Annotated in this window: 24 protein-coding genes; 21 read left to right on the forward strand and 3 right to left on the reverse strand. The window is 69.5% G+C overall.

The window, feature by feature from the left end; translation table 11 throughout:
• The first annotated feature begins 22 nt into the window (after nucleotides 1-22).
• Nucleotides 23-1,249 (forward strand): radical SAM family heme chaperone HemW, encoded by a 1,227-nt coding sequence (gene hemW / locus ABIB25_RS04370; RefSeq protein WP_354527196.1) that lies wholly within the window; start codon nucleotides 23-25, stop codon nucleotides 1,247-1,249.
• 5 nt (nucleotides 1,250-1,254) lie between these two features.
• Here the strand turns inward: hemW and ABIB25_RS04375 are convergent, their stop codons facing one another.
• Entirely contained in the window at nucleotides 1,255-1,593 is a 339-nt protein-coding gene (locus ABIB25_RS04375) for a type II toxin-antitoxin system VapB family antitoxin (RefSeq protein ID WP_354527197.1), read from the reverse strand.
• Between the two features lie 216 nt (nucleotides 1,594-1,809).
• Between ABIB25_RS04375 and hrcA the strand changes: the two genes are divergently transcribed.
• The 20 genes from hrcA to ABIB25_RS04475 all read left to right on the forward strand — a co-directional run bounded on the left by hrcA (nucleotide 1,810) and on the right by ABIB25_RS04475 (nucleotide 21,974).
• Nucleotides 1,810-2,832 carry a heat-inducible transcriptional repressor HrcA gene (hrcA, locus tag ABIB25_RS04380; protein WP_354527198.1) on the forward strand — a complete coding sequence of 341 codons (1,023 nt, stop codon included), beginning with the start codon at nucleotides 1,810-1,812 and terminating at the stop codon, nucleotides 2,830-2,832.
• Nucleotides 2,833-2,914: 82 nt separating this feature from the next.
• The gene (gene dnaJ, locus ABIB25_RS04385) at nucleotides 2,915-4,066 is read left to right on the forward strand and encodes a molecular chaperone DnaJ (protein ID WP_354527199.1); all 1,152 of its coding nucleotides are present in this window, start codon (nucleotides 2,915-2,917) and stop codon (nucleotides 4,064-4,066) included.
• Nucleotides 4,063-4,815 carry a 16S rRNA (uracil(1498)-N(3))-methyltransferase gene (locus tag ABIB25_RS04390; RefSeq protein ID WP_502919745.1) on the forward strand — a complete coding sequence of 251 codons (753 nt, stop codon included), beginning with the start codon at nucleotides 4,063-4,065 and terminating at the stop codon, nucleotides 4,813-4,815. The genes dnaJ and ABIB25_RS04390 overlap by 4 nt, the downstream gene beginning before the upstream one ends.
• 63 nt (nucleotides 4,816-4,878) lie before the next feature.
• Nucleotides 4,879-5,664: an alpha/beta hydrolase family protein gene (locus tag ABIB25_RS04395; RefSeq protein WP_354527200.1), complete on the forward strand. Its 786-nt coding sequence runs from the start codon at nucleotides 4,879-4,881 to the stop codon at nucleotides 5,662-5,664.
• Between the two features lie 23 nt (nucleotides 5,665-5,687).
• A complete protein-coding gene (locus ABIB25_RS04400) occupies nucleotides 5,688-6,032 on the forward strand; it encodes a histidine triad nucleotide-binding protein (protein ID WP_354527201.1) in 345 nt (114 codons plus the stop codon).
• A gap of 165 nt (nucleotides 6,033-6,197) precedes the next feature.
• A complete protein-coding gene (locus ABIB25_RS04405; RefSeq protein ID WP_354527202.1) occupies nucleotides 6,198-7,310 on the forward strand; it encodes a PhoH family protein in 1,113 nt (370 codons plus the stop codon).
• A 28-nt stretch (nucleotides 7,311-7,338) separates the two neighbouring features.
• On the forward strand, nucleotides 7,339-7,941 hold the full coding sequence (gene ybeY, locus ABIB25_RS04410) for an rRNA maturation RNase YbeY (RefSeq protein WP_354527203.1): 603 nt from the start codon (nucleotides 7,339-7,341) through the stop codon (nucleotides 7,939-7,941).
• Nucleotides 7,942-7,950: 9 nt separating this feature from the next.
• Nucleotides 7,951-9,366 carry a hemolysin family protein gene (locus tag ABIB25_RS04415; protein WP_354527204.1) on the forward strand — a complete coding sequence of 472 codons (1,416 nt, stop codon included), beginning with the start codon at nucleotides 7,951-7,953 and terminating at the stop codon, nucleotides 9,364-9,366.
• Complete coding sequence (locus tag ABIB25_RS04420) at nucleotides 9,363-9,746, forward strand: cytidine deaminase-like protein (RefSeq protein WP_354527205.1); 384 nt, start codon at nucleotides 9,363-9,365, stop codon at nucleotides 9,744-9,746. The genes ABIB25_RS04415 and ABIB25_RS04420 overlap by 4 nt, the downstream gene beginning before the upstream one ends.
• Entirely contained in the window at nucleotides 9,743-10,684 is a 942-nt protein-coding gene (gene era / locus ABIB25_RS04425; protein ID WP_354527206.1) for a GTPase Era, read from the forward strand. Before ABIB25_RS04420 ends, era begins: the two co-directional genes overlap by 4 nt.
• A 187-nt stretch (nucleotides 10,685-10,871) precedes the next feature.
• On the forward strand, nucleotides 10,872-11,927 hold the full coding sequence (locus ABIB25_RS04430; protein ID WP_354527207.1) for an SIS domain-containing protein: 1,056 nt from the start codon (nucleotides 10,872-10,874) through the stop codon (nucleotides 11,925-11,927).
• A gap of 97 nt (nucleotides 11,928-12,024) precedes the next feature.
• Nucleotides 12,025-13,461, forward strand: coding sequence for a M20/M25/M40 family metallo-hydrolase (locus ABIB25_RS04435; protein WP_354527208.1), 1,437 nt, complete (start codon nucleotides 12,025-12,027; stop codon nucleotides 13,459-13,461).
• A 117-nt stretch (nucleotides 13,462-13,578) separates the two neighbouring features.
• Complete coding sequence (locus tag ABIB25_RS04440; RefSeq protein ID WP_354527209.1) at nucleotides 13,579-14,394, forward strand: hypothetical protein; 816 nt, start codon at nucleotides 13,579-13,581, stop codon at nucleotides 14,392-14,394.
• 252 nt (nucleotides 14,395-14,646) lie between these two features.
• On the forward strand, nucleotides 14,647-15,957 hold the full coding sequence (locus ABIB25_RS04445) for a M16 family metallopeptidase (protein ID WP_354527550.1): 1,311 nt from the start codon (nucleotides 14,647-14,649) through the stop codon (nucleotides 15,955-15,957).
• Complete coding sequence (locus ABIB25_RS04450; RefSeq protein ID WP_354527210.1) at nucleotides 15,957-17,483, forward strand: M16 family metallopeptidase; 1,527 nt, start codon at nucleotides 15,957-15,959, stop codon at nucleotides 17,481-17,483. The genes ABIB25_RS04445 and ABIB25_RS04450 overlap by 1 nt, the downstream gene beginning before the upstream one ends.
• Complete coding sequence (gene nudC / locus ABIB25_RS04455) at nucleotides 17,480-18,454, forward strand: NAD(+) diphosphatase (protein WP_354527211.1); 975 nt, start codon at nucleotides 17,480-17,482, stop codon at nucleotides 18,452-18,454. Before ABIB25_RS04450 ends, nudC begins: the two co-directional genes overlap by 4 nt.
• Before the next feature lie 114 nt (nucleotides 18,455-18,568).
• A complete protein-coding gene (locus ABIB25_RS04460; protein WP_354527212.1) occupies nucleotides 18,569-20,593 on the forward strand; it encodes an ATP-dependent DNA helicase UvrD2 in 2,025 nt (674 codons plus the stop codon).
• A gap of 506 nt (nucleotides 20,594-21,099) precedes the next feature.
• The gene (locus ABIB25_RS04465; RefSeq protein ID WP_354527551.1) at nucleotides 21,100-21,387 is read left to right on the forward strand and encodes a WhiB family transcriptional regulator; all 288 of its coding nucleotides are present in this window, start codon (nucleotides 21,100-21,102) and stop codon (nucleotides 21,385-21,387) included.
• 110 nt (nucleotides 21,388-21,497) lie between these two features.
• The gene (locus tag ABIB25_RS04470) at nucleotides 21,498-21,629 is read left to right on the forward strand and encodes a hypothetical protein (protein WP_354527213.1); all 132 of its coding nucleotides are present in this window, start codon (nucleotides 21,498-21,500) and stop codon (nucleotides 21,627-21,629) included.
• Between the two features lie 162 nt (nucleotides 21,630-21,791).
• Entirely contained in the window at nucleotides 21,792-21,974 is a 183-nt protein-coding gene (locus ABIB25_RS04475) for a hypothetical protein (protein ID WP_354527214.1), read from the forward strand.
• A gap of 29 nt (nucleotides 21,975-22,003) precedes the next feature.
• On the opposite strand, the gene ABIB25_RS04480 is transcribed toward ABIB25_RS04475, so the two are convergent.
• The gene (locus tag ABIB25_RS04480) at nucleotides 22,004-23,341 is read right to left on the reverse strand and encodes an ABC1 kinase family protein (protein WP_354527215.1); all 1,338 of its coding nucleotides are present in this window, start codon (nucleotides 23,339-23,341) and stop codon (nucleotides 22,004-22,006) included.
• Between the two features lie 80 nt (nucleotides 23,342-23,421).
• Nucleotides 23,422-24,591 carry a hypothetical protein gene (locus ABIB25_RS04485; RefSeq protein WP_354527216.1) on the reverse strand — a complete coding sequence of 390 codons (1,170 nt, stop codon included), beginning with the start codon at nucleotides 24,589-24,591 and terminating at the stop codon, nucleotides 23,422-23,424.
• Nucleotides 24,592-24,787: the final 196 nt, after the last annotated feature.

The raw sequence follows: 24,787 nt of genomic DNA on the forward strand, positions 1-24,787 counted from the left end.
TACTCGATCTGGCGCTGAGACCTTGCCGTCCACCCTCCCTGACGGAGATCCCGTCCCCGTCGACGGCTCGCTGCCCGACCAGGCCTACGTCGGCTCGGCGGATCGATCGCTGTCGATCTACCTCCACGTCCCGTTCTGCGCGACCCGTTGCGGGTACTGCGATTTCAACACCTATACCGCGGGCGAGCTCGGGACGTCGGCGTCACCGGACTCCTGGTTCGCCGCAGCCGAGGCCGAGATCGATTTGGCCGCAGAGGTACTGCGGCGTGACGGCGACGATCGAGCGGTGTCGACGGTGTTCGTCGGGGGAGGAACGCCGTCGCTGATGGGTGCCGAGCGTCTCGGTGGCCTGCTGGCCCGGATCGACGGGGCGCTGGGTCTGGCGCCGGGTGCCGAGGTCACCACCGAGGCGAATCCGGAGTCCACCGACCGGGCGTTGCTCGACGGTCTTCGTTCTGCCGGCTACACGAGGCTGTCGCTCGGCATGCAGTCCACCGATCCCGGGGTGCTGCGGGTGCTCGAGCGGACCCACACGCCCGGTCGGCCGCTGGAGGTGGTCCGTTGGGCGAGGGAGGCGGGATTCGCGCACGTCAACCTGGACCTCATCTACGGGACGCCGGGGGAGACCGACACCCAGTTCGCGGATTCGCTGCACGCCGCGATCGGAGCCGGTGTCGACCACGTGTCCGCCTACTCGCTGATCGTCGAGCCCGGCACCGCGATGGCAAGGGCCGTGCGGACCGGACGACTGCCCATGCCGGCCGAGGATGTGCTGGCCGACCGCTACCTGATCGCGGACCGGCTGCTGACCGGGGCCGGGCTGCACTGGTACGAGGTCTCGAACTGGGCTGCGGACGAGGCGTCGAGGTGCCGGCACAACCTGGCCTACTGGCGCGGCGGCGACTGGTGGGGCGTCGGGCCGGGTGCTCATTCGCACGTCGGTGGCGTCCGCTGGTGGAACGTCAAGCACCCGCACGCCTACGCCACGGCGCTGGCGCAGGGCCGTTCCCCCGGGTACGCCCGCGAGGTGCTGGACGACGACGCCCGCCGGACGGAGGACGTACTCCTGCGCCTGCGGCTGCTCGAGGGTCTGCCGCTGGCCACCCTGGGGGAGTCGGGACGGATAGAGGCCGGGCTCTGCGCCGCCGAGGGTCTGCTCGACCCCGAGGTGCTGGCCAGGGGCCACGCGGTACTCACCCGGCGGGGGCGCCTGCTGGCCGACGGCATCGCCATCCGCCTGCTGGACTGAACCGGCTACCGCGCCGGATCCGGGGAAGCACCGATCGAGGTCCCCCGAAGGTCCTCCAGATTGAGGATGCGCACGTGGATGACGGTGCGCTGCTGCAGTGCGGCGCGGAGGGCACGGTGCAGGCCGTCCTCGAGGAACACCTCGCCGGCCCAGAACACGGCGTGCGGGAAGAGGTCGCCGTAGAACGTCGAATCCTCGTCGAGCAGGGTGTCGAGACGGAGCTCGCGCTTGGTGGTGACCAACTCGTCGAGGCGGATCTGCCGGGGCGGGATCTTCGCCCAGTCGCGCATGGAGAAGCCGTGATCCGGGTACGGACGACCGTCGCGGACATCCTTGAAGATCATTGCGTGGTCCTCCGGTGGCTGCTGGCGACCCTCAGGGTATCGGTCCGGGCCCCACGGGTTCCCTCCCACGGCGCTTACACTTGGCAGACGGGCCCGGAGAGTGCCAATCGCCGTGGGGTCGACAACGGTCCTGGGGCGTGAGTCTGCGCCGTCCGAACGGCCCGTGCCGTGATCGCGCAGCTGCGTCGGTTTCAGAACAAGGTCGGGAGGTGAGATGTGTCAGCCGAGGACAGGCGCTTCGAGGTGCTGCGCGCCATCGTCGCCGACTACGTCGCCACCCACGAGCCCGTCGGCTCGAGGGCACTGGTCGACCGTCATCACCTCCGGGTCTCACCGGCCACCATCCGCAGCGACATGGCGGTGCTGGAGGACGAGGGCTACATCGCCCAGCCCCACACCTCGGCGGGCCGTATTCCCACCGACAAGGGCTACCGCCTCTTCGTCGACCGGTTGTCGCAGGTCAAGCCCCTGTCGGTGGGGGAGCGCAAGGCCATCCAGTCGTTCCTCGCCGAGGGTGTCGACCTCGACGACGTCCTGCGCCGGTCGGTGCGGCTGCTCGCGCAGCTGACCAGGCAGGTCGCCGTCGTGCAGTACCCCAACCTGACCAGGTCCATCGTCCGTCACGTCGAAGTGGTCTCGCTCGGCGCGAATCGCCTGCTGCTGGTCGTGATCACCGACACCGGCCGGGTCGAGCAGCGCGTCATCGAGGTCGAGCAACCGGTCACCGACGAACTTGTCACCTCGCTCCGGGCGACCCTTGCGACGCACATCACCGGGCGGCGCTTCTCCGAAGCCGCCGACGGCCTGCGCCTGCTCGCGGGTACCGCGGATCCCGAGTCGCAGGAGACCGTCAGCGCGGCGGTGTCCGTTCTGCTGGACGCGCTGGTGGAGCACCCGGAGGGACGGTTGGTGCTGTCCGGTACCTCACATGCCACCGGCGCCTGGGCCGACCAGCCCGGAAGCCTGCGCGGCGTGCTGGAGGCGCTCGACGAGCAGGTCACCCTGCTGAAGTTGCTCGCCGTCCTCCAGGCTCCGGACGCGGTGATGGTGTCCATCGGCCAGGAGAACGATGATGCGAACCTATCGACCTCCGCGCTCGTGTCCGCCGGCTATGGGAGCGGCGACATGCTGATGGGCGGTCTGGCCGTGGTGGGCCCGACCAGAATGGATTACCCCGGCACGATGGCCGCCGTCCGGGCGGTTGCCCGGTACGTCGGCGAGATCGTGGCCGGACGCTGAATTGTGGCCACCGACCCGAGGTGACCTGCACCTACTTCACCAGACTTCACCAGACGATTGAAACGAAACAGGAGTTCACCAGGTGGCACGGGACTATTACGGCCTGCTCGGCGTGGCCAACAATGCGTCGGCCGACGAGATCAAGCGCGCCTACCGCAAGCTGGCCCGCGAACTGCACCCCGACGTCAACCCTGACCCGGCCGCCCAGCAGAAGTTCAAAGAGGTCACCGCGGTCTACGAGGTGCTGTCCGACCCGGCCAAGCGCCAGGTGGTCGACCTCGGCGGCGACCCGCTCTCGCCCGGCGGTGGCGGAGGTGCCGGCGGCGGCACGGGCGATCCGTTCGGCGGCGCCGGAGTCGGCCTCGGCGACATCATGGACGCTTTCTTCGGCGGCGGCGGGCAACGCTCCCGTGGTCCGCGGTCCCGGGTCCGTCAGGGCGACGACGCATTGATCCCGGTTGATCTGACCCTCGAGGAGTGCGCCACCGGGGTGGCCAAGGACATCGCGGTGGACACCGCCACCCTCTGCTCGGTCTGCCACGGATCCGGCTGTGCCGAAGGCACGCACCCCGAGACCTGCGACACCTGCAAGGGTGCCGGTGAGATCCAGCAGGTCCAGCGGTCGCTGCTCGGACAGGTCATCACCTCCCGTCCGTGCCCCGTGTGCCGTGGCTTCGGCGAGGTCATCCCGGAGCCGTGCCGCCAGTGCAACGGCGACGGCAGGGTTCGCACCCGACGGACCGTCCGCGCCAACATCCCCGCAGGCGTCGGCGACGGCATCCGCGTCCGCCTGTCCGGCCAGGGTGAGGTCGGCCCCGGCGGCGGCGCTCCCGGTGACCTGTACGTCGAGGTCCGGGAACTGCAGCACGACAAGTTCACCCGCGACGGCATCGATCTGCACTGCACGGTCCACCTGCCGATGACGGCCGCGGCGCTCGGTACCTCGATGGCCCTGCAGACCCTCGGGTCGCTGGAGGATCTCGACATCCAACCCGGCACCCAGTCCGGCACCGTCATCATGCTGCGGAACCAGGGGATGCCCCGCCTCCGTGGGACCGGTTCGGGCAACCTGCACGTGCATCTCGAAGTCGTCACCCCGACCAGGGTCGAGGGTCGCCAGGCCGAGCTCATCCGTGAGCTCGCCACCCTCCGCGGGGAAGAGCAGCCGGAGCTGGCCACCCGTGGCCACGGTGGGCTGTTCTCCCGGATCCGCGATTCCTTCGTCGGAAGGTGAGTCCGGAACTCCCGTCCGGCGCACCGTTCTTCCTGGTCGAATCCCTGCCGTCCGCCGGACCTTTCGTGCTCGACGGGCCGGAGGGGCGGCACGCCTCGGTGGTCCGGCGGATGCGGATCGGTGAAGCGATGGTCCTCACGTCCGGCGATGGACGGCTGGCGGTGGCCACGGTGACCGCGGTCGCCAAGGGAAGCGTGCAGGTGCTCGTCGGGCCGGTCACCCTCGTCGCGCCACCGCCCGTCATCGTGACGCTGGTGCAGGCCCTGCCCAAGGGCGAACGCAGCGAGTTGGCCGTGGATCTGGCCACCGAGGCCGGTGTCGACGCGCTCGTCCCCTGGGCGGCGTCCCGGTGCGTGGCTCGGTGGACCCCCGCCGAGAAGGCGGCCAAGGGGGTGCAGCGCTGGCAGACCATCGCACGGGAAGCGGCCAAGCAGTCCCGTCGGGCCGTCGTTCCGGCCGTCGCGTCGATGGCGAGCACCGCCGACGTCGCCGGGCTGATCGCCGAGTCCGCAGGTGCGCTCGTGCTCCACGAGGCCGGATCCGTCCTGATCACCGACGCGGTGCTGCCGTCGGCCGGCAATCTGCTGCTCGTCGTCGGGCCGGAGGGTGGCATCTCGCCGCAGGAAATCGACACCTTCCGGGCTGCCGGGGCCCAGGTGGTGCGGCTGGGGCCGGAAGTCCTGCGAACATCAACCGCAGCGGCGGTCGCGCTGGGCGCGCTCGGCGTGTTGAGTCACAGATGGGTCTGACCCACCGATGGGCCATGGCAAGCCAAGTTGGGTGACGGAGCGACAGGTGCGGGGGATCGGTAGATGACAGTCGTGCAGGAGTACCGCTACGGCTCGCACCCCAGCCAGTTCGTTCGGATGCACCTGCCCTCGGGCGACCAGTTACCGGTGGTCGTCGTCGTGCACGGTGGTTTCTGGCGGTCCAGGTACGACGTCTCCCTCGCCGAACCACTGGCGGCCGACCTGGCCAAGTACGGTGTCGCCGCGGCTGCGGTGGAGTACCGCCGGGTCGGTGACGGTGGCGGGTGGCCGACCACGATGGCCGATGTGGCCAGGGCCGTCGATCACCTGGCGACCGCGGGGCAGTACGTCGCCGAAGGTCGGCTGCGGCTGGATCGTGTTGCGGCCGTTGGCCATTCGGCCGGCGGCCAGTTGGCCACCTGGCTCACCCACCGGGCCAGCCTGCGTTCGGGCACCGCGGGCTCGATCACCCCGTCCTCGAACTACGTGCCGATCATCGGGGCGGTCTCGCAGGCCGGGGTGCTCGACCTGGTCGGCGCGTCGAACGAGCGTCTCGGCAACGGCGCAGCGGACGACCTGATGCAGGGGGCGGCCCGCTCCGTCCCGCAGCGCTACCACCACTCATCGCCGCTGGCGCATGTCGGGGACGGCGCTCGGGTGGTGTGCGTGCACGGCGATTCCGACGAGGACGTCCCGCTGTCGCAGTCGCAGCGTTACGTCGACGCAGCCGTACGGGCCGGCGACCCGGCGCGGCTGGTCATCCTCCCCGGGGTCGGGCACATGGAACTGGTCGACGTCGGCAACGACGCCTGGGCGGTCTGCCGGGACTCGCTCCTGCAGATGGTGTGAGCGCTACGCGGTACTTTCAGCTCATGGCCGAATGCTTGTTCTGCATGATCGTCGCCGGCAAGATCCCGGCGACCCTGGTCCACACCGACGATGAGGTGGTGGCCTTCCGCGACATCAATCCGCAGGCGCCGGTGCATGTGCTCGTCGTCCCCCGGGCGCACTATGCGAATGTCGGCGAGGTCGCAGCCGCCGATCCGGCGCTGGTGGGAGCCCTGGTGAGCGCCGCGAAGTCGATCGCGGCCGCCGAGGGACACGAGGGATCTGGCTATCGGCTGATCTTCAACACCGGGGCCGACGCCGGCCAGACCGTCTTCCACGCCCACCTGCACCTGCTCGCCGGAACCGGACTACGCATGACCATGGCGTGACCGGGTACTTGCCGGAGGTGCCGGTCGGGCCTTCGGCTGGATCGTCGCCATCTCAGTGGCGTCGTCGGCGATAGAATCTCTACAGTAGGTCGAATCCTCCGCTCCACCCCCGCACCATCGACGAGAGAACGAAGGCAGGCAGCGCTACCAGTGCCGGAATCCCCCATGGCCGCGCAGGCGAACCCCGACCCGAGTGCTGGGAGGTCCCAGACGCCGCGCGGAATCGCCCCGGCGCAGGGCAAGGCCGAGTTCACCCTGGTGGTCGCGGACGAGAGAGCAATGGTCGGTCTGCTGGGTTCACGCGACCTGCTGCTACGGATGCTCGAGGAGCACCTGGCCGCCGACATCCACGTGCGCGGCAACCGGATCACCCTCCGCGGACCGGACGCCGACGTCGCCTTCGCCGAGCGCGTCATCCGAGAACTCCTGACGCTGCAGGAGTCCGGCTCCGTCATCACGCCCGATGCAGTGCGGCGCACCATCGGGATGCTGACCAATGCCGAGTCCTCCGACACCGATTCCGAATCGCCGTCCCAGGTGTTGGGACTCAACATCATCTCCCGTCGCGGTCGCGTCATCCGCCCGAAGACGCTGAACCAGAAACGCTACGTCGACGCGATCGACCACAACACCATCACCTTCGGCATCGGCCCGGCCGGCACCGGCAAGACCTACCTGGCGATGGCCAAGGCGATCCAGTCGCTGCAGGCCAAGCAGGTCAGCCGGATCATCCTGACGCGCCCCGCGGTCGAGGCCGGCGAGCGGCTCGGCTACCTGCCCGGCACGCTCTCGGACAAGATCGACCCGTACCTGCGGCCGCTGTACGACGCGCTGCACGACATGCTCGACCCGGAGTCGATCCCGCGTCTGATGGCGGCCGGGACGATCGAGGTCGCGCCGCTCGCCTACATGCGCGGCCGGACCCTCAACGAGGCGTACATCATTCTCGACGAGGCCCAGAACACCACGGCCGAGCAGATGAAGATGTTCCTGACGAGGCTCGGTTTCGGCTCGAAGATGGTGATCACGGGTGACGTCACCCAGATCGACCTGCCCGGCGGGCAGCCGTCAGGTCTGCGGGTGGTCAGAGACATCCTGGCGGGCGTCGAGGACGTCTCGTTCTCGCTCCTGACGTCCGAGGACGTGGTCCGGCACCGGCTGGTCGGTGACATCGTCGACGCCTACGCCCGCTGGGACGAGGTCAACGCCGACGCGGCACCCGACCACCAGGATCGCCGGCTCGGCCACAACAACACCCGCCGCGGCAGCGGCAGATGACCTGCTTCTCGGACAGCGGGAATGCATCGTGAGCATTGAAATCGCGAACGAGTCCGGGGTTGGTGTCGATGAGCTGTCGTTGGTGTCGGTGTCCCGGTTCGCGCTCGCGAAGATGGGGATCAACTCGCTCGCCGAGTTGTCGATCCTGCTGATGGACGTCGACGCGATGACCGAACTCCACATCAAGTGGATGGACGAGCCCGGGCCAACCGACGTCATGAGCTTCCCGATGGACGAGTTGGAGACCGCCCGCCGTCCGGACGAGGCCGGTCCCGGCCCGGCTCTGCTGGGCGACGTGGTGCTCTGCCCGGCGGTGGCTCTCGAGCAGGCCGGCCAGGCCGGCCACTCGCTCGACGACGAACTGCACCTGCTCACCGTCCACGGCATCCTGCATCTGCTCGGTTACGACCACGTCGAACCGGGTGACGAACGGAAGATGTTCAAGCTGCAGAACGAATTGCTCGACGACTGGCGCGAGGAACGCGAGCGCGAGGCCTACCGCGCCCGGCTGGCCGCCGTCGACGCCGCCGTGCTGGACGTGGTGGCAGAGGATCCGGCCGAGCCCGGCGAGGCGGCCGACAGGGCCGCCGGGGACCAACCCGCCGACGACGTTCCAGCCGGTCGGGAGTGATCTAGGCCGGTGGACGCTCTGGACGTAGTCCTGCTGATCCTGGCCGCAGCCCTGATTCCGATCGCCGGGCTGTTCGCTGCCGCTGACGCGGCCATCACCATGGTCTCCCCGGCACGGGTCGACGAGATGCAGCGCGAAGGCAGGCGCGGCGCTTCCTCGCTCTTCGCGATCGTCGCCGACAAGCCCCGCTACACGAATCTGCTCCTGCTCCTGCGGGTGAGTGCCGAGCTCACCGCGACGGTGATCGTCTCGGCCGTTGCCCTCAGCACCTGGGGTTTCCAGCTCTGGGTCGGCATCGTCGTCGTGCTGGTCATGCTGCTGCTCTCGTACGTGGCCGTAGGCGTCGGCCCGCGCACCCTTGGCCGGCAGCATCCCTATGCCGTCGGCCTCGTCGCCGCCGGTGCCACACGCGCCATCGGGCGGGTGCTGTCGCCCATCGCCTCGCTGCTGATCCTGATCGGCAACGCACTCACGCCCGGCCGCGGTTTCCGCGAGGGGCCGTTCTCCTCGGACATCGAGCTGCGGGAGCTGGTCAACATCGCCGGCGACCGCGGCGTGGTGGAGGAAGCCGAACGGGAGATGCTGCAGAGCGTCTTCGAACTCGGCGAGACCATCGTCCGCGAGGTGATGGTGCCCCGGACCGAGGTCGTCTGGATCGAGGAGACGAAGTCTCTGCGGCAGGCGATGCACCTGGCCACTGCGTCCGGCTTCTCCCGCATCCCGGTGATCGGCGAGGATGTCGACGACGTCCTCGGCATCATCTACATCAAGGATCTGATCGCCAGGACCCTCGCCATGGGGGCCGGCGAACGCGGTCCGATGCTCGGCGAGGTGATGCGCGCGCCCGTTTTCGTGCCGGAGAGCAAGAACGTCGACGCGCTGCTGCGCGACATGCAGAAGGACCGAACCCATTTCGCGATCGTCGTCGACGAGTACGGCGGGACAGCCGGCATCGTCACGATCGAGGACATCATCGAGGAGATCGTCGGTGAGATCACCGACGAGTACGACGTGGAGTCGCCTGACCCGATCGAGCGGCTGGACAACGAGGTGGTCCGGGTCTCGGCGAAGCTTCCCGTCGAGGATCTCGGTGACGTGTTCGACGTCGACCTGCCCTCGGAGGACGTGGAGACCGTCGGTGGTCTGCTGGCCCAGCTGCTGGGTCGGGTCGCACTGCCCGGCGCTCACGCAGTGGTCAGCGGACTCCTGCTCACCGGTGAGGCGGGCGTGGATCGTCGGGGTCGGCCGCGGGTGCAGACTCTTCTGGTGCGCCGGCTGACCGAGGACGAGGCGACCGAACGCGAGGTACAGGACTCCGCCGAGGACGAGCCGGAACTGGACTTCGAGGACGGTCGGTCCGAGCCCGAACCCGTGCGGCCACCGGAGAACAGCAGGGCCGAGAAGAAGCAGAAGGTCGAGAAATGAGTGCCGCCGACACTGATGGGACAGCCGCCCCACCGCTTCTACCGGCCGGGGCGGCGCTGCCCGCCGAGGACGCCAAGCTGGTGACCATGGCCAGGGGCGCGATGGGGCGGGCCGGCACCACTTCGGGGGCGGCCGTCCGCGACGACGACGGACGCACCTACGCGGCGGCCACCGTCACCCTGCCGTCCCTTCGGCTGACCGCCCTGCAGGCCGCGGTGGCGATCGCGGTCGCCTCCGGTGCCGGTGAGCTGGAAGCAGCCGTGATCGTCGGCGCCCCCGAACTGGACGCCGACTCGCTGGCCGCCTCCCGTGACATGAGCACCGGCGTGGTCCTGCTAGCCGACGCCAGTGGTGTTGTGCTGCAACGGATCACCCCGTGAGTCCGGCCAAGGGCGCGTCGAAGCCGGACCAGGGGCCCGGGGCACACCGCTCCGGGTTCGCCTGTTTCGTCGGGCGCCCCAACGCGGGCAAGTCGACACTGCTCAACGCGATCGTGGGTAGCAAGATCGCAATCACCTCCGACAAGCCGCAGACCACCCGGCGTGCGGTCCGCGGCATCGTGACCAGGCCGGACTCCCAGCTGGTCATCGTCGACACGCCCGGCATGCACAAACCGCGCACCCTCCTCGGTGAGCGCCTCGGGGATCTGGTGCGCAGCGTCTGGAGCGACGTCGACGTGGTCGGGTTCTGCGTGCCGGCGGACGAGAAGGTCGGCCCCGGTGATCGCCGGATCGCAGCCGAGCTGTCCGAGCAGGCCCCGAAGACGCCCGTCATCGGCATCATCACCAAGACCGACAAGGCCACACCCCAGCAGGTGGCCGAACAGTTGCTGGCGCTGTCGAAGGTCCGCGAGTTCGCCGAGGTCGTCCCGGTCTCGGCGGTGGCCGACGAGCAGGTCGGTCTGTTGACCGAGCTGCTGATCTCCCGCCTACCCGTGAGCCCGCGGTTGTACCCCGACGCGGAGCTCACCGACGAGCCGATGGAGACCCGCATCGCGGAGTTGGTCCGGGAGGCCTCGCTCGACGGGGTCCGGGAGGAGCTTCCGCACTCCCTGGCTGCGCTCGTCACCGAGATGGGCCGGCGCGAAGGCCGCACCGACATGACCGACATCTATGTCACGATCTTCGTCGAACGTGATTCGCAGAAGGCGATCGTGCTGGGGCACCAGGGTTCTCGGCTGTCCTCCGTCGGTCGCCGGGCCCGCCTGCAGATCGAGGAACTGCTCGGTACCCGGGTGTACCTCAACCTGCACGTGACCGTCGCCAAGGACTGGCAGCGCGACCCCCGCCAGCTCCGCAAGCTCGGCTTCGACCTCTAGCTGCGCAATCCTCCCCACCCCACCCGGCAGCTGGGGGGTCTTCGTGCCGCAGCAGGTCGAGCGCCGGAAGCGCATGAGCGAGGCTTGGCCTACCTCTGTTCAGATATGCTCGTTACTGCTATGTTGCGAGCAGTCGCGAACATGCCTCGAACAGCAGTGAGCCATGACGGGTGAACAGGAGTGAGCCATGACGGGTGAACAGGTGCGGTCCGAGATGGCCGAGCAGCCGGCGGTGCTGGCCAGGATCGTGGAGCGGCGGTCGGCGTTGCACGAACTGGTCCGCAGCCACCTTCCGGATCGGCTGCGCGGCATCTCGCTGATTGCGCGCGGGTCCAGCGACAACGTGGCCGTGCATGCGCGGTACCTGCTGGAGTTGGCCACCGGTCTCCCCGTGAGCCTGATCGCCCCCAGCATCCTGACCCGCTACCACCACCACCCCGACTCGAAGGACTGCCTGATCGTCGCGCTGTCCCAGTCCGGCAAGACCCCCGAGATCGTCGATGTGGCAGAGCAACTCGCTGCCGGCGGCGGCATGGTGGTCGCCGTGACGAACGACGACGACTCGCCGCTGGCCCGCGCGGCCGCGGTGACGCTGGCCGTCGGGACCTCTCGCGAGCTGGCCGTGCCCGCCACCAAGACGGTGACCGGGCAGCTCGCGTTGGTGACACTGCTGGCCGAGGCCGTTGGCGACGGGATCGGCGAGTACACCGGCGGTGACGCGGCCTGGGCCGCGCTCGCCGACGCAGCCGCCGTGACCCTGGCCGACACCGACAACCTTGCCGCGGCGGTGGAGATCCTGCGCCCCCGCCTCTCGGCCATCCACCTGGCCCGCGGGCTGACGTACGCCGCGGCGCTCGAGGGTGCGCTCAAGTCCAAGGAGACCAGCCGCCGGGTGCACGAGGGGTACTCCAGCGCCGACTTCCTGCACGGCCCGTTGACGGTCGCGTCCGAGCACGTAGCCGTCGTCGCCTACGGCGCGGCCGGTCCGGTCCTCGACGATGTGGCGCAGACGGCAAGGGCGGCAGCCGATCTCGGATCACCCGTGATCGGCGTGGGCGCCGAGGCGGTCTGGGCGAAGGTCGACGGAGCGGTCGGGCTGCCGGTCCCGCAGACGGTGGGGGAGGCCCTCGCGGTCATCCCGCTCGTCATCCGGGGTCAACAGCTTGCGATCGAGACGACGGTGGCGCTCGGCCTCGACCCCGATCGTCCGACCGGACTGAACAAGGTCACCGCCACCCACTGATGGCGAGCTTCGGATGTCGACCGACTCCGGCGGGCTCGAGCACGGGGCAACGAGGCCGGCCGGTCCGGACGCCCGGCCACGGTTTAGGTTGTTGCCCATGACTGAAACGATCTCGACCGAGGTGGGAGCCGAACGTTCGGCGGTGCTGCGGGGAGCCGACGGCTGGCTGGACACGCTGCAGGACTGGGTGCGGATCCCGTCCGTGAGTGCCGATCCCGAGCACCGCACAGATGTTGCAGCGAGCGCTCATTTCTTCGCCGACCAGTTGCGTGCCAGGGGCTTTCCCGAGGTCGAGGTGCTGGAGGACGGACCCTACCTGCCGGCGGTGCTCGCCCATTGGCCGTCCGGGGATCCCGATGCCGTCCGGGTGGTCGTGTACGGACATCACGATGTCCAGCCGGCCGATGGCGAGCATCGGTGGACCCACCCGCCATTCGAGCCGCAGATCATCGACGGGGTGCTGCACGGCCGCGGCGCGAGCGACGACAAGGGCAACATCGCCATGCACCTGCTGGGCCTCGATGCGCACCTGGCGGCCACCGGCCGGACTGCGCCGGCCGTCGACCTGACCATGCTGGTGGAGGGCGAGGAGGAGTCCGGCTCGCCGCACATCATGGAACTGCTCGAGCGATACCGTGGCCGACTGGCCGCCGACCTCGTCGTGGTGTCCGACACCGGGATCTTCGGGCCACGGACGCCGTCGGTGTGCATCGGCATGCGTGGCCTCGTGGCCGGCGAGATCCACGTGCACGGGCCGGACATCGATCTGCACTCCGGGTCCTTCGGCGGCTCGGTGCCCAATCCGATCGCCGAACTCAGCCGCATCCTGGCGGCCCTGCACGACGACAACCGGCGCATCGCCGTGCCCGGCTTCTACGACGGGGTCATCGACCCGACCGAGACCGAGCGGGCTGCGACCGCTGCGCTGCCTTTCGACGAGCAGGAGTGGATCACCGGTCCCGCGGCCTCCAGGGTCGCCGCCGGCGAGGCCGGATGGAGCACCTTGGAACGTGTCGGCGCCCGCCCGACCGCCGAGATCAACGGCATCTGGGGTGGCTACACCGGGCCTGGCAACAAGACGATCGTCCCGACGGACGCCTACGCCAAGCTCACCTTCCGGTTGGTCGGGCGGCAGGATCCGGCGACCATCATGAGGCAGGTGACCGACTACGTGCAGTCCATCGCCCGTCCCGGCGTCACGGTCGAGATCCGTTGGGAGGGAGGCGGTGTGGCTCCGCTCTACGTCGACACCACGCACCCGGCGACCACCGCGACCCGCAAGGCCCTCGGTCTGGCGTTCGACGTCCCGGCCGATGACGTGCTGATGACGAGGGAAGGCGGCTCCGGCCCGGAGGCCGAACTTGCCGACGTCATCGGCGCTCCACTGGTCTTCCTCGGGGTGATGACCGACGCCGACCAGATCCACGCGCCGAACGAGTCTGCCCCGGTGTCGTTGCTGCTCAAGGGATGCGAGGCGGTGGCCCACCTGTGGCGCGAGCTGGCCGACCTCGGGCGCGCCGGCCTGCGCCAGTAGGCGGCCCGCGGCGCGCCCGGAGGATCTCACGCACACCGGCTGCTGCGATTTCTGTGTGCGCCCGCGATTTTCTGTGCGCGCCCGCGATTTTCTGTGTGACTGTGCCATGATCCGCGGATGGGCAGACATGGTGCCGGTCAGAGCACCACCAGGCGGGTCCGGGTATCGATTCCGTTGGTGTCCATCACCGTCCTGGTGCTCGCGGCCATCGGCTTCGGCATCTGGCTCTGGTCGGTCCGCTCCGTGACCGATCCGATCGACGCCGATCCCGTCGACGCCTATGCCGTGGTGGTGTCCTCGCCCAGCTGCACGTCCGGTTCAGGTTCCACCATCATCGATCTCAGCCTGACGCCCGCCGTGCGCAGCTCGCTCAGCGCCTGCGGCCGACGGGTCGGGGAGCGGATGGCCGTGCAGTACCTGTCCGGCGACACCGACCAGGTCCGGCTGGCGGGCACCACCATCGCGCGGAACAACTCCCTCGGCCGGTGGCTGCCGATCGCGATCCTGGCGGCCGGTCTGCTGGCCGTGGTGGCCACCATCGCCCTGATGATCGACCGCCGGAAGTCACGCCATGCCGGCGCGGCCACGCGGGTGACGGTCGCCCAGCTGCGCGCAGGCGCAGGCGCGGCGACCCCTACCCCGACCGCCTCGGTCTCGCCGACCGCCTCGGTCTCGCCGCCGGTCCCGACTGCTCAATCGGCCACCGCTCCGCCGCCCACCGATTCGCCGCCCACCGCTCCGCCGTCGCCATCGGAGCCGGTCGAAGAGCCGGACCGGGACATCCCCGCGGTAGCCGACGCCGAGGAAGAACAGCCGGACGTGACGACCCGCATCGCCATGCCCGGCATGACGTCCCACCCGTTCCGGCGGGACGAGATCAGCACGGACGAGGATCTGTTCACCCACCGCGGGCCAGAGGGACCGGCCCGGTAGCGAACCGGTAGCGAACCGGTATCTCCCGACCCGGCATGGTGCCGAGCAACAACGTCACGGCGTGTTCGCCGCAGCCAGACAGGGCGCGAGCAGGGGGGACACAGCATGCGCGCTTCGCGTGGCTAGGGTGGGAGCGTGAGTCCAACTGCGAGAACGCCCGTCAAGAAGAAGCCCGGGACCAAGTCCGGGAGCAAGTCTGCGATCAAGGCGCCCACGAAGAGGATCCCGGCGGTCAGGGCCTCCTCGGCGGGCATGCGGGCCCCTCGGCCGCGCGTTCCCGGAGCGGACTACCCGATCAGCCGCTTCACCCTGGCGAACGGCCTCCGCGTCGTTCTCGCACCGGACAACAGCAGTGGTGTCGTCGGGGTGGCGGTCCACTACGACGTCGGGTTCCGTTCGGAGCCGGAGGGCCGCACCGGGTTTGCCCACCTGTTCGAGCACCTGATGTTCCAGGGCAGCGAGTCCCTGCCGAAACTCGAACACTTCCGGCTGGTGCAGTCCTCGGGTGGCATCTTCAACGGTTCGACGCACACCGACTACACGGATTACTTCGAGGTGCTGCCCGCCGCCGCGCTCGAACGCGGCCTCTTCCTGGAGGCCGACCGCATGCGCGCGCCGCGGATCACCGCGGAGAACCTGGCCAACCAGGTGGACGTGGTGAGCGAGGAGATCCGGTTGAACGTGCTGAACCGGCCCTATGGCGGCTTTCCCTGGATCGACCTGCCGCCCGTCATGTTCGACAGTTTTGCCAACGCGCACAACGGTTATGGCGACTTCGTCGACCTCAATGCCGCGACCGTGCCCGACTGCGCGGACTTCTTCGAGCGGTACTACACACCGGCCAACGCGGTCCTGACGGTGTGCGGCGACTTCGACGAGGCGAAGGCGGTCGACCTGGTCCATCGCCACTTCGAGGACGTGCCCTACCGCCCGGCCCCGGTCCGGCCGTCGTTCTCGGAGCCGTGGCCGACCACGGTCCGCCGACTCGAGAAGCCTGATGCCCTCGCTCCGGCCCCGGCCTTCGCAGTGGGTTGGCGGATGCCCGATCCGGTGGCCGATCTGCCGGGCTACCTGGCCCACGTGCTGCTCGGTCAGGTGCTCTCCGACGGAGAATCCTCGAGGCTCCAGTCGGCCGTCGTCGCCGAAGCGGCACTGGCCACCGAGATCTGGGCCGGTCCCGGCCTGATGGGTGGGCCGCTGGACGCGCGCGACCCGGACGTGTTCGTCCTCGGCGCGCTGCACGCGATCGACGTCCCGGCCGATCGTGTCATCGAGGCCGCGGGCGAGCAGGTCGCCGCGCTCGCCGCAGATGGGCCGTCCGAGCAGGAGCGGGCACGGGCCATCGCTCGGTTCACCTCCGGTCTCTACCGGGAGAACGACAGCATCAGCGCCCGGACCCGTTCGATCGGCTCCCTGGAACTCCTGCACGGCCGGGCCGAGTTGCTCGGCGAGATCCCGCAGTTGCTGGAGCAGATCGACGGCCACCAGATCGCCGCCGCCGCGAAGACCTTGGATCCGACCCGCTGCGCGATCCTGACGGTTGTGCCGGGAGCAATTCAGTGATGACCACGAAGAAGAGTGTGACCAAGAAGGCGCCCGCCAAGAAGGCGCCCGCCAAGAAGGCGCCCGCCAAGAAGGCGCCCGCCAAGAAGGCGCCCGCCAAGAAGGCGCCCGCCAAGAAGGCGCCGGCCAAGAAGGGATCGACCAACAAGGCATCGGCCGGCACTGCCGTCGCTCCCCGCACGGCCGAGCAGATCGCCGTCACCGCAATCGGTCCGCGTCCGGTTCCGGCCCTGACGGAAGCCAGGACCGCTGCCCATCCGGATCTCCTGACCAGAACGATCGACAACGGTCTGCGGGTCATCGCGGTGCGCAAGCCGGGCACCCCGCTGGTCGAGGTCAGGCTGCGGGTGCCGTTCGGCGGGACGACCGCCGCCCACACCGCCCGTGCCGAACTGCTGGCCGCAACCCTGCTGCTGGGCACCGGATCTCGGACCAGGGAGCAGGTCGACGGCGAACTGGCCATGGTCGGCGGCCACCTGGACGCCTCGGTAGATCCCCAGCGCCTCGGGGTGACCGGATCGGTGCTGTCCACCGGACTCCCCGTCCTGCTGGAGATCCTCGCCGCCTCGCTGGTGGAGCCTGCGTTCCGCCGCCGCGACGTGGTGGGGGAGCGCGACCGGTTGGTCGAGCAACTGGCCATCGCGGCCAGCCAGCCGTCCGTGGTGGCGCGACATCACCTGCAGACCCGCCGCTTCGGCACCCATCCGGTGACCAGGGAGATGCCGGAGGCGGCCGATGTCGCGGTGGTGGGTGCCGCCGCGTTGCGGACCCTGCAGCGGAAGTCGTTGGTACCGAGCGGCTCGACCCTGATCCTGGTCGGCGACCTGGACCCGGAGCAGACCGTGCAGCTGGTCGAGAAGGCCATGGCTGCCTGGACTTCCACCGAGGTTGTCCGGGTGCTGGAGAGTCCGCCGTCCGTGGTCGGCGGTCCGGTCGAAGTCTTCCACCGGGACGGCGCAGTGCAGTCCCAGGTGCGGCTGTCGGCGGCAGCCCTCGACCGGACGGATCCGGACTACGCCGCCGGGCAACTGGCGAATCTCGTGTACGGCGGTTACTTTTCGTCCCGACTGGTCGAGAACATCCGCGAGGACAAGGGCTACACCTACAGCGCACACTCCAACTTCGAGTTCTGGCCGGGCAAGGCGGCGGTGACGGTCAGCTTCGACACGACGACCGGCTCCACCGCTCCCGCGCTGCTCGAGGCCCGGTACGAGTTGGGCCGGCTGGCATTGACCGCCCCGGAACCCGCCGAGGTGGAATCTGCCCGGAACTACGCCCTCGGCACGCTGGCCACCTCCCTTGCGACCCAGGCCGGTTACGCCTCGACCCTCTCCTCGCTCGCCGGTCTCGGGTTGGACGTGGACTGGGTCAGGGAGCATCCGGCCCGGCTGTCCGCGGTCACCGTCGACGACGTGGCCCGGGTGGCGTCGACTCTCCTTGCGCCCTCGGCGTTCACGGGGGTGGTGGTCGGCGATCTCGAAGCCATCGGGTCGTCCCTGACGGCGATCGGCGGGGTGCAGCTGTGAGCTTGGAGCAGAAATCCGGAACGATGCTCTCCAGCGGCTTCCCCATCGAGATGCCCGTGCTGTCCCGGGCGGCGGCCGACCGCTCGGAGGATCTGCGGGATCCGGTCCGGACGGCCGCGGCCTGGCCGACCGCCCGGGTGTTGACGGTGGACGAGGCCGGCCGGGTCCCGATCGACTCGACCGACACCGGGGTGTCCCTGTCCCACCACCCGGCCACCGATCTGGGTGCCGCACCGCCGCCGGAGGCCGTCCTGCTCGGCACCGTCGCACCGGTCGGCAGCGAAGGTCCGATCGACTACTGGGCGATCCCCGGTGAAGTCGCCGTCGGCGGAGAACTGTGGTCGTTCGGCACCTCACCGGACCCGTCGACCCTGCGCGAGGTCGGCGGCCTGCTGTCGGACACCGACGCCGGACTGATGACGGCGGCCGTCGCGGTGCTGAACTGGCACCGCAACGGCAGGTTCTGCCCCCGCTGCGGGGAGCCGAGCGCCCCCCGATCGGCCGGGTGGTCGCGCCTGTGCCCCAACGGGCACGAGGAGTTCCCGCGGACCGATCCGGCGGTCATCGTGCTGGTCCACGACGGCGCCGACAAGATGGTGCTGGCCCGCCAGCCGAGCTGGCCTTCGGGCCGGGTGTCCGTGCTCGCCGGGTTCACCGAGGCCGGGGAGGCCCTCGAGGGCACGGTGACGAGAGAGATCGCCGAGGAGGTCGGCCTGCACGTCACCGACATTGGTTACCTCGGATCGCAGCCCTGGCCGTTCCCGCGGTCGCTGATGGTCGGATTCGCCGCGAGGGCCGAGCCCGGATCCCTGCTGTTCCCGCGTGACGGCGAGATCGAGGCCGCACAGTGGGTCGATCGTGCTGCCGTCCGCCGGATGCTGGCCAACGGAGGCGAGTCGGACGGACTCATCCTGCCGCCCGGCATCTCCATCGCCCGCCGGATGGTCGAGGGCTGGGCCGCGCTCGACTGACGGCTGCACGAGAATCCCGGCAGCCGCACGAAAATCTTGGCAGCTGCACGAAAATCCGGCAGGTGGACGGCCAGCCGATTTCCGGCTGTCGTACACCCGTGCGAACATGAGGACATGGTGGATCTGCTGGCGGGGCTGGACGACGGTCAGCGGGCTGCCGTCCTCGCGCCCAGCGGTCCGGTCTGCGTCCTTGCGGGTGCCGGCACCGGCAAGACCAGGACCATCACCCACCGGATCGCACACCTGGTGGAGAACGGATCGCACCCGGTCAGCGAGATCCTCGCCGTCACCTTCACCACCAGGGCCGCGGGCGAGATGCGGCTGCGGCTGCGGAGTCTCGGGGTCCCCGGCGTCCAGGCCCGGACCTTCCACTCGGCCGCCCTCAAGCAGCTCAAGTACTTCTGGCCGAAGGCGGTCGGTGGCGGCCTCTGGCCGGTGCTGGAGCACAAGCTCCGGCTGGTGGCGCTCGCAGCGAAGAAGGCCGGGGCCGGTACCGATGCCGCCACCCTGCGGGATCTGGCCAGCGAGATCGAGTGGGCCAAGGCCTCGCTCATCCGTCCGGCGGACTACCTGGCCGCGGTGGCGAAGCACCAGCGCGACACTCCGGTCGCGGCGGCCACCGTCGTCAAGGTCTACTCCGGTTACGAGAAGGCGAAGAACGAGGCCGAACAGCTGGACTTCGACGACCTGCTGCTGCACACGGCAGCCATCCTCGAGGACGACGAGGACGTCGCCCGCGAGTTCAGGGCCAGGTACCGCTGCTTCGTCGTCGACGAGTACCAGGACGTCACGCCACTCCAGCAGAAGGTGCTCGACGCCTGGCTGGGCGGCCGCGACCAGCTGACCGTCGTCGGCGACGCCAACCAGACCATCTACTCCTTCGCCGGTGCCTCGCCCGCCAACCTGCTGGACTTCGACCGGCGCTATCCGCACGCCACGGTGGTGCGTCTGGAGCGTGACTACCGCTCGACGCCGCAGGTCGTCACCCTGGCCAACCGGATCATCGCCGGCGCCCAGGGAAAGGCTGCGCGGCTACGGCTCAAGCTGGTGGCCGTCCTTCCCGACGGTCCGCCTGCGTCGTTCGACGAGCACCCGGACGAGCCGACCGAGGCCAGATCCGTCGCGCAGAAGGCCGCTGCGCTGATCGCCGGCGGGATGCCGCCGTCCGGGATCGCCGTCCTGTACCGGATCAACGCCCAGTCCGAGGTCTACGAGAAGGCGCTGTCCGACGCATCGGTGCCCTATCTGATCCGCGGCGGTGAGCGATTCTTCGCCCGCCCGGAGGTCCGGCAGGCCATCATCGCCCTGCGGCAGGGCGCCGCCCAGGACGTGGACGTCCCCCTCGTACCGGCGGTCCGGCAATTGCTCGGAGCCGTCGGGCTGACGGACGAACCACCGCCCGCCGGCGCGCTGCGCGACCGGTGGGACTCCTTGCTGGCGTTGGTCGGTGTCGCCGAGGAACTGGCCGACCAGCAGTCCGACGCCGGTCTGACGGCGCTCGTCGCCGAGTTGGACCAGCGGGCCGAGGCGCAGCACGCCCCGACCGTCGAAGGGGTCACGCTGGCCTCCTTGCACGCGGCGAAGGGCCTGGAGTGGGACGCAGTGTTCCTGGTCGGCCTGACGGACGGGACCCTGCCCATCCAGCACGCCGAGACGCCGGAGGAGATCGAGGAGGAACGGCGCCTGTTCTACGTCGGTGTCACCAGGGCCCGGACGCGGTTGTCGATCTCCTGGGCGCTGTCCCGTACCGAGGGCGGCCGCCGCGGACGCAAGCGCAGTCGCTTCCTGACGGGTCTGGCACCCGAGGTGTCACCGGTCGGTCGTGCAAGAGCCGCCGGTCGCTGCCGGCTCTGCGGCGGGCCGCTCAGCTCGCCCGCGGAACTCAAGATCGGCCGTTGCGAGAACTGCCCGTCCACCGCCGACCCGGATCTGGTCGAGGCGCTGCGGAACTGGCGGAAGGAGACCTCCAGCACTGCGTCGGTGCCTGCCTACGTGGTGTTCTCCGACGCCACCCTGCTCGCCATCGCCGAGCGCCGGCCGGTGGATGACGCTGCGCTGCTGGCGATCCCGGGGATCGGCCGCACCAAACTGGATGCCTGCGGCGCCGACGTGATCGGTATCGTCGCCGCCACCCGCTGACCGGACGCCGCTCCGAACGGCCTGCCCCAGGCCATATTCCGGCGCCGGAAAAGAATTCCGAAACTTCTTCTTTATTCGGTTGCGCCCCCGGTGTAGGGGCGCATATGGTCGGTCTCGTTCCAACCGAACAGTCCCCGCCGGGGGAACGACGACCAGAGGAGGTGCCGGACCGTGAACAAAAATCTGAAGAGCCAGTTCGGCACGACCGGTCTCGTTATCGCCGGAGTCCGCGTGCGCGTCTACGAAGGTCCCGCGTCCTTGCGGCATCTGATGTCGACGCCGCAGGCCGACGTTCCGGCACCGGCCGGGGATGAGCAGCTGAGGTAGAACCCAGCTCGACGCTCGCCTCCGGCCGCGGCTTCCTTCCCTTCAACAGGGCGGGACCCGCGGCCGTGGTGTATCCCCGGACGACAGCCACCCACAGAACTTGTGCGGGGCCATCCGGCCTCGAACACCACGACTGCCCCACCGGGGCAACAACACTCACACTTTCGGAGGTGAGAACTTTGATCAGCCTACTTCTCGGCCAGGAACCGGATGCGCTCGTCGATCCGATTCTCGGTGACGATCTGCCCTGCCACCAGGGGGATCCGGACCTGTTCTTCGCAGAACGACCGGACGACCTGGAAAAGGCAAAGGTCCTCTGCGCCGACTGCCCGGCACGGGCTGCCTGTCTTGCCGCCGCACTGACCAGGGCCGAGCCCTGGGGTGTGTGGGGTGGCGAGATCTTCGATCAGGGCGTGGTCATCGCCCGCAAGCGTCCCCGGGGTCGTCCCCGCAAGGTCGCGGCATGAACACGACCGGCAGCATCAGTGGGGATGTCGTCCTCAGAAGTCGAGATTTCCTGTCCTGCAACACTTCCGTCCGCCCCAAGGCGGCGGTTCCTCTTCGTAAGGTGAACAAGATGAGTCTCATGCTGGAAGATCTGGCCCGTGACCGAATGCGCAGCATGCGGCGGGACGCCGAGCTCAGCCGAGTGGCACACCGTCAGCGTCTGCAGAGTCGCCGGCAGCGCTCCAACGCCAAGAACGCCTGACGGCGGGCGAGCTCTCGCGGTGACGAGAACGCCTCGCCGAGGTGCGCCGGAGCACAGGAAAAGTAAACGATGCCGCGCCGGAACCGATCCCGCCCACCAGGGCGGGAGAGGTCCCGGTGCGGTATCCGCGCGTTCGCGTCGGGCCGCGTAGCGTAGCTCGGCATGGTGGACGATCCAGCCGACGAATGGTTCAGCTGTGCGGTCTGCGGGGCGTCGGCGCCCGGTCCACCGATCACCTGGATGTTCGACAACGACCGTCGGCGCGGGGGTCTCTGGTACTGCGAGCGGTGCGCTCGCGACAACGTGCGGGCGGTGGAGGCCAAGCTCGATCAGGACTGGTGGTGACCGGGATTAGGACGGGTGGGGAGGCGGGATTAGATGCCAGTGCCGTCCGCCAGGTCGGCGTCGGAGAAGCCGGGCTGCCACCTCGCCACGATCCCGCGGAAGGGGGCTGTCGCGTCGAGCTGGCACAGCACACCGATCGACCCGAAGGTCACGCGGTGGATCATCAGGTACGACGGTGGCAGGTTGAGATGTCTGGCCAGCTTTGAATCCTCGCTGGACAGGCTGGACAGACGTGCCGCCTGCGACTGCATCCACGCCCTGGTGAAGTGGAACTCCTTGGGCCGGAGCGGCTCTGCGAACGGGCTCAGGTAGTCCAGCAGTGCGACCGGATCGGGATCGTAGTTCTGCGGGATGAATCCCTCGGCCCGCAGCCCCGCCAGCACCTCGTCGGCCCTGCCATCCAGCGCGAGCCGTGACAGCCGGCCGATGATCGGCGGGGAACCGTTGGGAAGCCGGGCGATCGACCCGAAATCGATCACACCCAAACGGTTGTCGGCGGTCAACAGATAGTTGCCCGGGTGCGGGTCGGCGTGCAGGAGGCCCACGCGTTCCGGCGCCGAGAAGTGCAGGACGGTGAGCAGTTCGCCCGCCCGGTCCCGTTGCGCAACGGTCCCCCCGGTGATGATCTTGGCCATGCCGAGACCCTCGACCCATTCCGACACGATGACCTTCGGCGCGCTGGCCAGCACCTTGGGCACCAGGAAGTCCGGGTCGTCGGCGAAGCCCCGGGCGAAGGTGCGCTGGTTGGCCGCCTCCGCCGCGTAGTCCAGTTCCTCCATGACACGATCGCGGATCTCGGCGAGCAGCGGGCGGACCTGCATGCCGGGAATGAGCAATCCCAGGACCGGACCGAGGCGGTTCAGCTGGTCCATGTCCGCCTTGAGGGCCGCACCGGCGCCCGGGTACTGGATCTTGACGGCGACCTCGCGCCCGTCCTTCCACGTCGCGCGGTGGACCTGCCCGATGCTCGCTGCAGCCGCAGCCTCGTCGTCGAACTTGTCGAAGCGGGTGCGCCAGCCGGTGCCGAGTTGCTCGGCCATCAGACGGTTGACGGTGCTCGGCGGCATCGGTGGCGCAGCGTTCTGGAGCTTGGTCAACGCCTCCCGGTAGGGCTCGGCGTACTCGTCGGGGATACCCGCCTCGTACACGCTCAGCGCCTGGCCGAACTTCATCGCGCCGCCCTTGAGCGTTCCGAGGACCTCGAAGACCTGCTCGGCGGTCCGGCGCTGCATCTCGGCCGAGACATCGCCCCGATCACGTCCGATCAGACGTTGCCCCCAACCAAGCCCGACGCGGCCGGCCGCGGACAGCGGCAGGCTGGCCAGACGGGCCGTCCTGTTGAGAGCACCACGAGGAATGTCGGACACCACACCATTGTTACGCACCGCTGCGTCGGCGCGGACGGGATTACCTATGCCGACGGCGATCTGAGGGTGCTTCTCGGGTCTTATCGGGCCGCAGCGGCGGCGCCACAGCCGCAGTCCGGATGCACCGTCCAGGACCGGCGGCGTGGGGCAGGCTCGCCCAATTGCCACTCCGCGGTCCCGTCGACGGTGCCGGGCACGATGATGCCGTCGATGTGATCGAGAGTTTCGGCAACGGTCAGTGCGGCCGCCGCACAGACGAGCGCCGTCGGCGGCACGACGAGATCGTGCCGCATGCTCTCCTCCAGCGCCGGGCGGCCGGCATCTGCCTCGGTCCGGTACCGGAGTGCGCAGACCAGGCAACTCGACCTCCCAGGTAGCACGAGCGGCCCGACCACGGCTCCGGTCAGTCCGGCCCGGACAGCGAGATGAGGAACCCGTCGGTCGGTCAGTTCGGCGGCCAGTGACGGTGCCGGTGGGCCGTCGCCGACCAGCACGACCAGCGAGACGCGGTGGTGCGCCGCCGGTGCGTGCACGCGGATGCCCGGCACACTGCGGCGGAGGTGGGTGGCCAGCAGCGCTGCGTCGGCGCGGACCGACGATCCCGCAGACGGCCCCGGCCACGCGTTGGTGAGGCGACCCGATGAGCCAGCGCGTTGTGGTGCAGGTCTCGCCGCGTCATCGTCGGGATCGCTCCCACCCTTCCTGGGATCGACCCGCCGGGTGTCGACCGACGTGGGCAGGTCGATCGGTCGCAGCGGTCGATCGGGTTGGAGGTGGACGTGACCGAGTCCGGCCAGCCCGAGTGCGACCGCAACGGCAGTCGCCAGCCTGCCGGTCCCGCGAACGACGACCACCGCGTCCTGGCGGGCCTGCAGCACGCGGCCGGCGGTGGCCACACCGTGGCGGTGTACCAGGCTGTCGCGTTCGGGGACGAGGAAAGGTTCAGGTCCGACACCGGGGAAAGACCAGTCAGCGGCCGGGATCAGCAGTTGCGCCCCCCGCAACCGGGTCAGGACGTCGACCCATACGCGGGTATCGGCGTGGTGGTGGTCCAGGATGTCGGCGACCGTGTTGGTCCCGTCGAGGCTCTGGAGGATGGCGACCGAGTCGGCCGGCGGATGGTGCAGCAGTACCGAGTGGGCAGGCTCGCTGCCGATCTGTACCGTGTCGTCGGCGCGGGCGGTCACCACCAATCCACCGATCAGCGTGTACACAGCCGTCAGATCGATGGGTTCGACGACGTCGGCCATCACCATCTCGCCCCCTCGTGGTCACCGGACCGTCGGTGCGGTCAGGGTGCCGGGCGGGGGTGGTCCGGTAACCGCTTCCCCGTCTCTGGACGAGCGTCGCAGAAACCGGATTGCCGCAGGCGGCTTGTCCACAGTCGACCCTGCCTGTGGACACGGGTGCGGCGGGCCCGACACCCGACGCACCCGCGACGTGCGG

It is taken from the genome of Nakamurella sp. UYEF19, assembly GCF_040546275.1.
Classification (GTDB): domain Bacteria; phylum Actinomycetota; class Actinomycetes; order Mycobacteriales; family Nakamurellaceae; genus Nakamurella.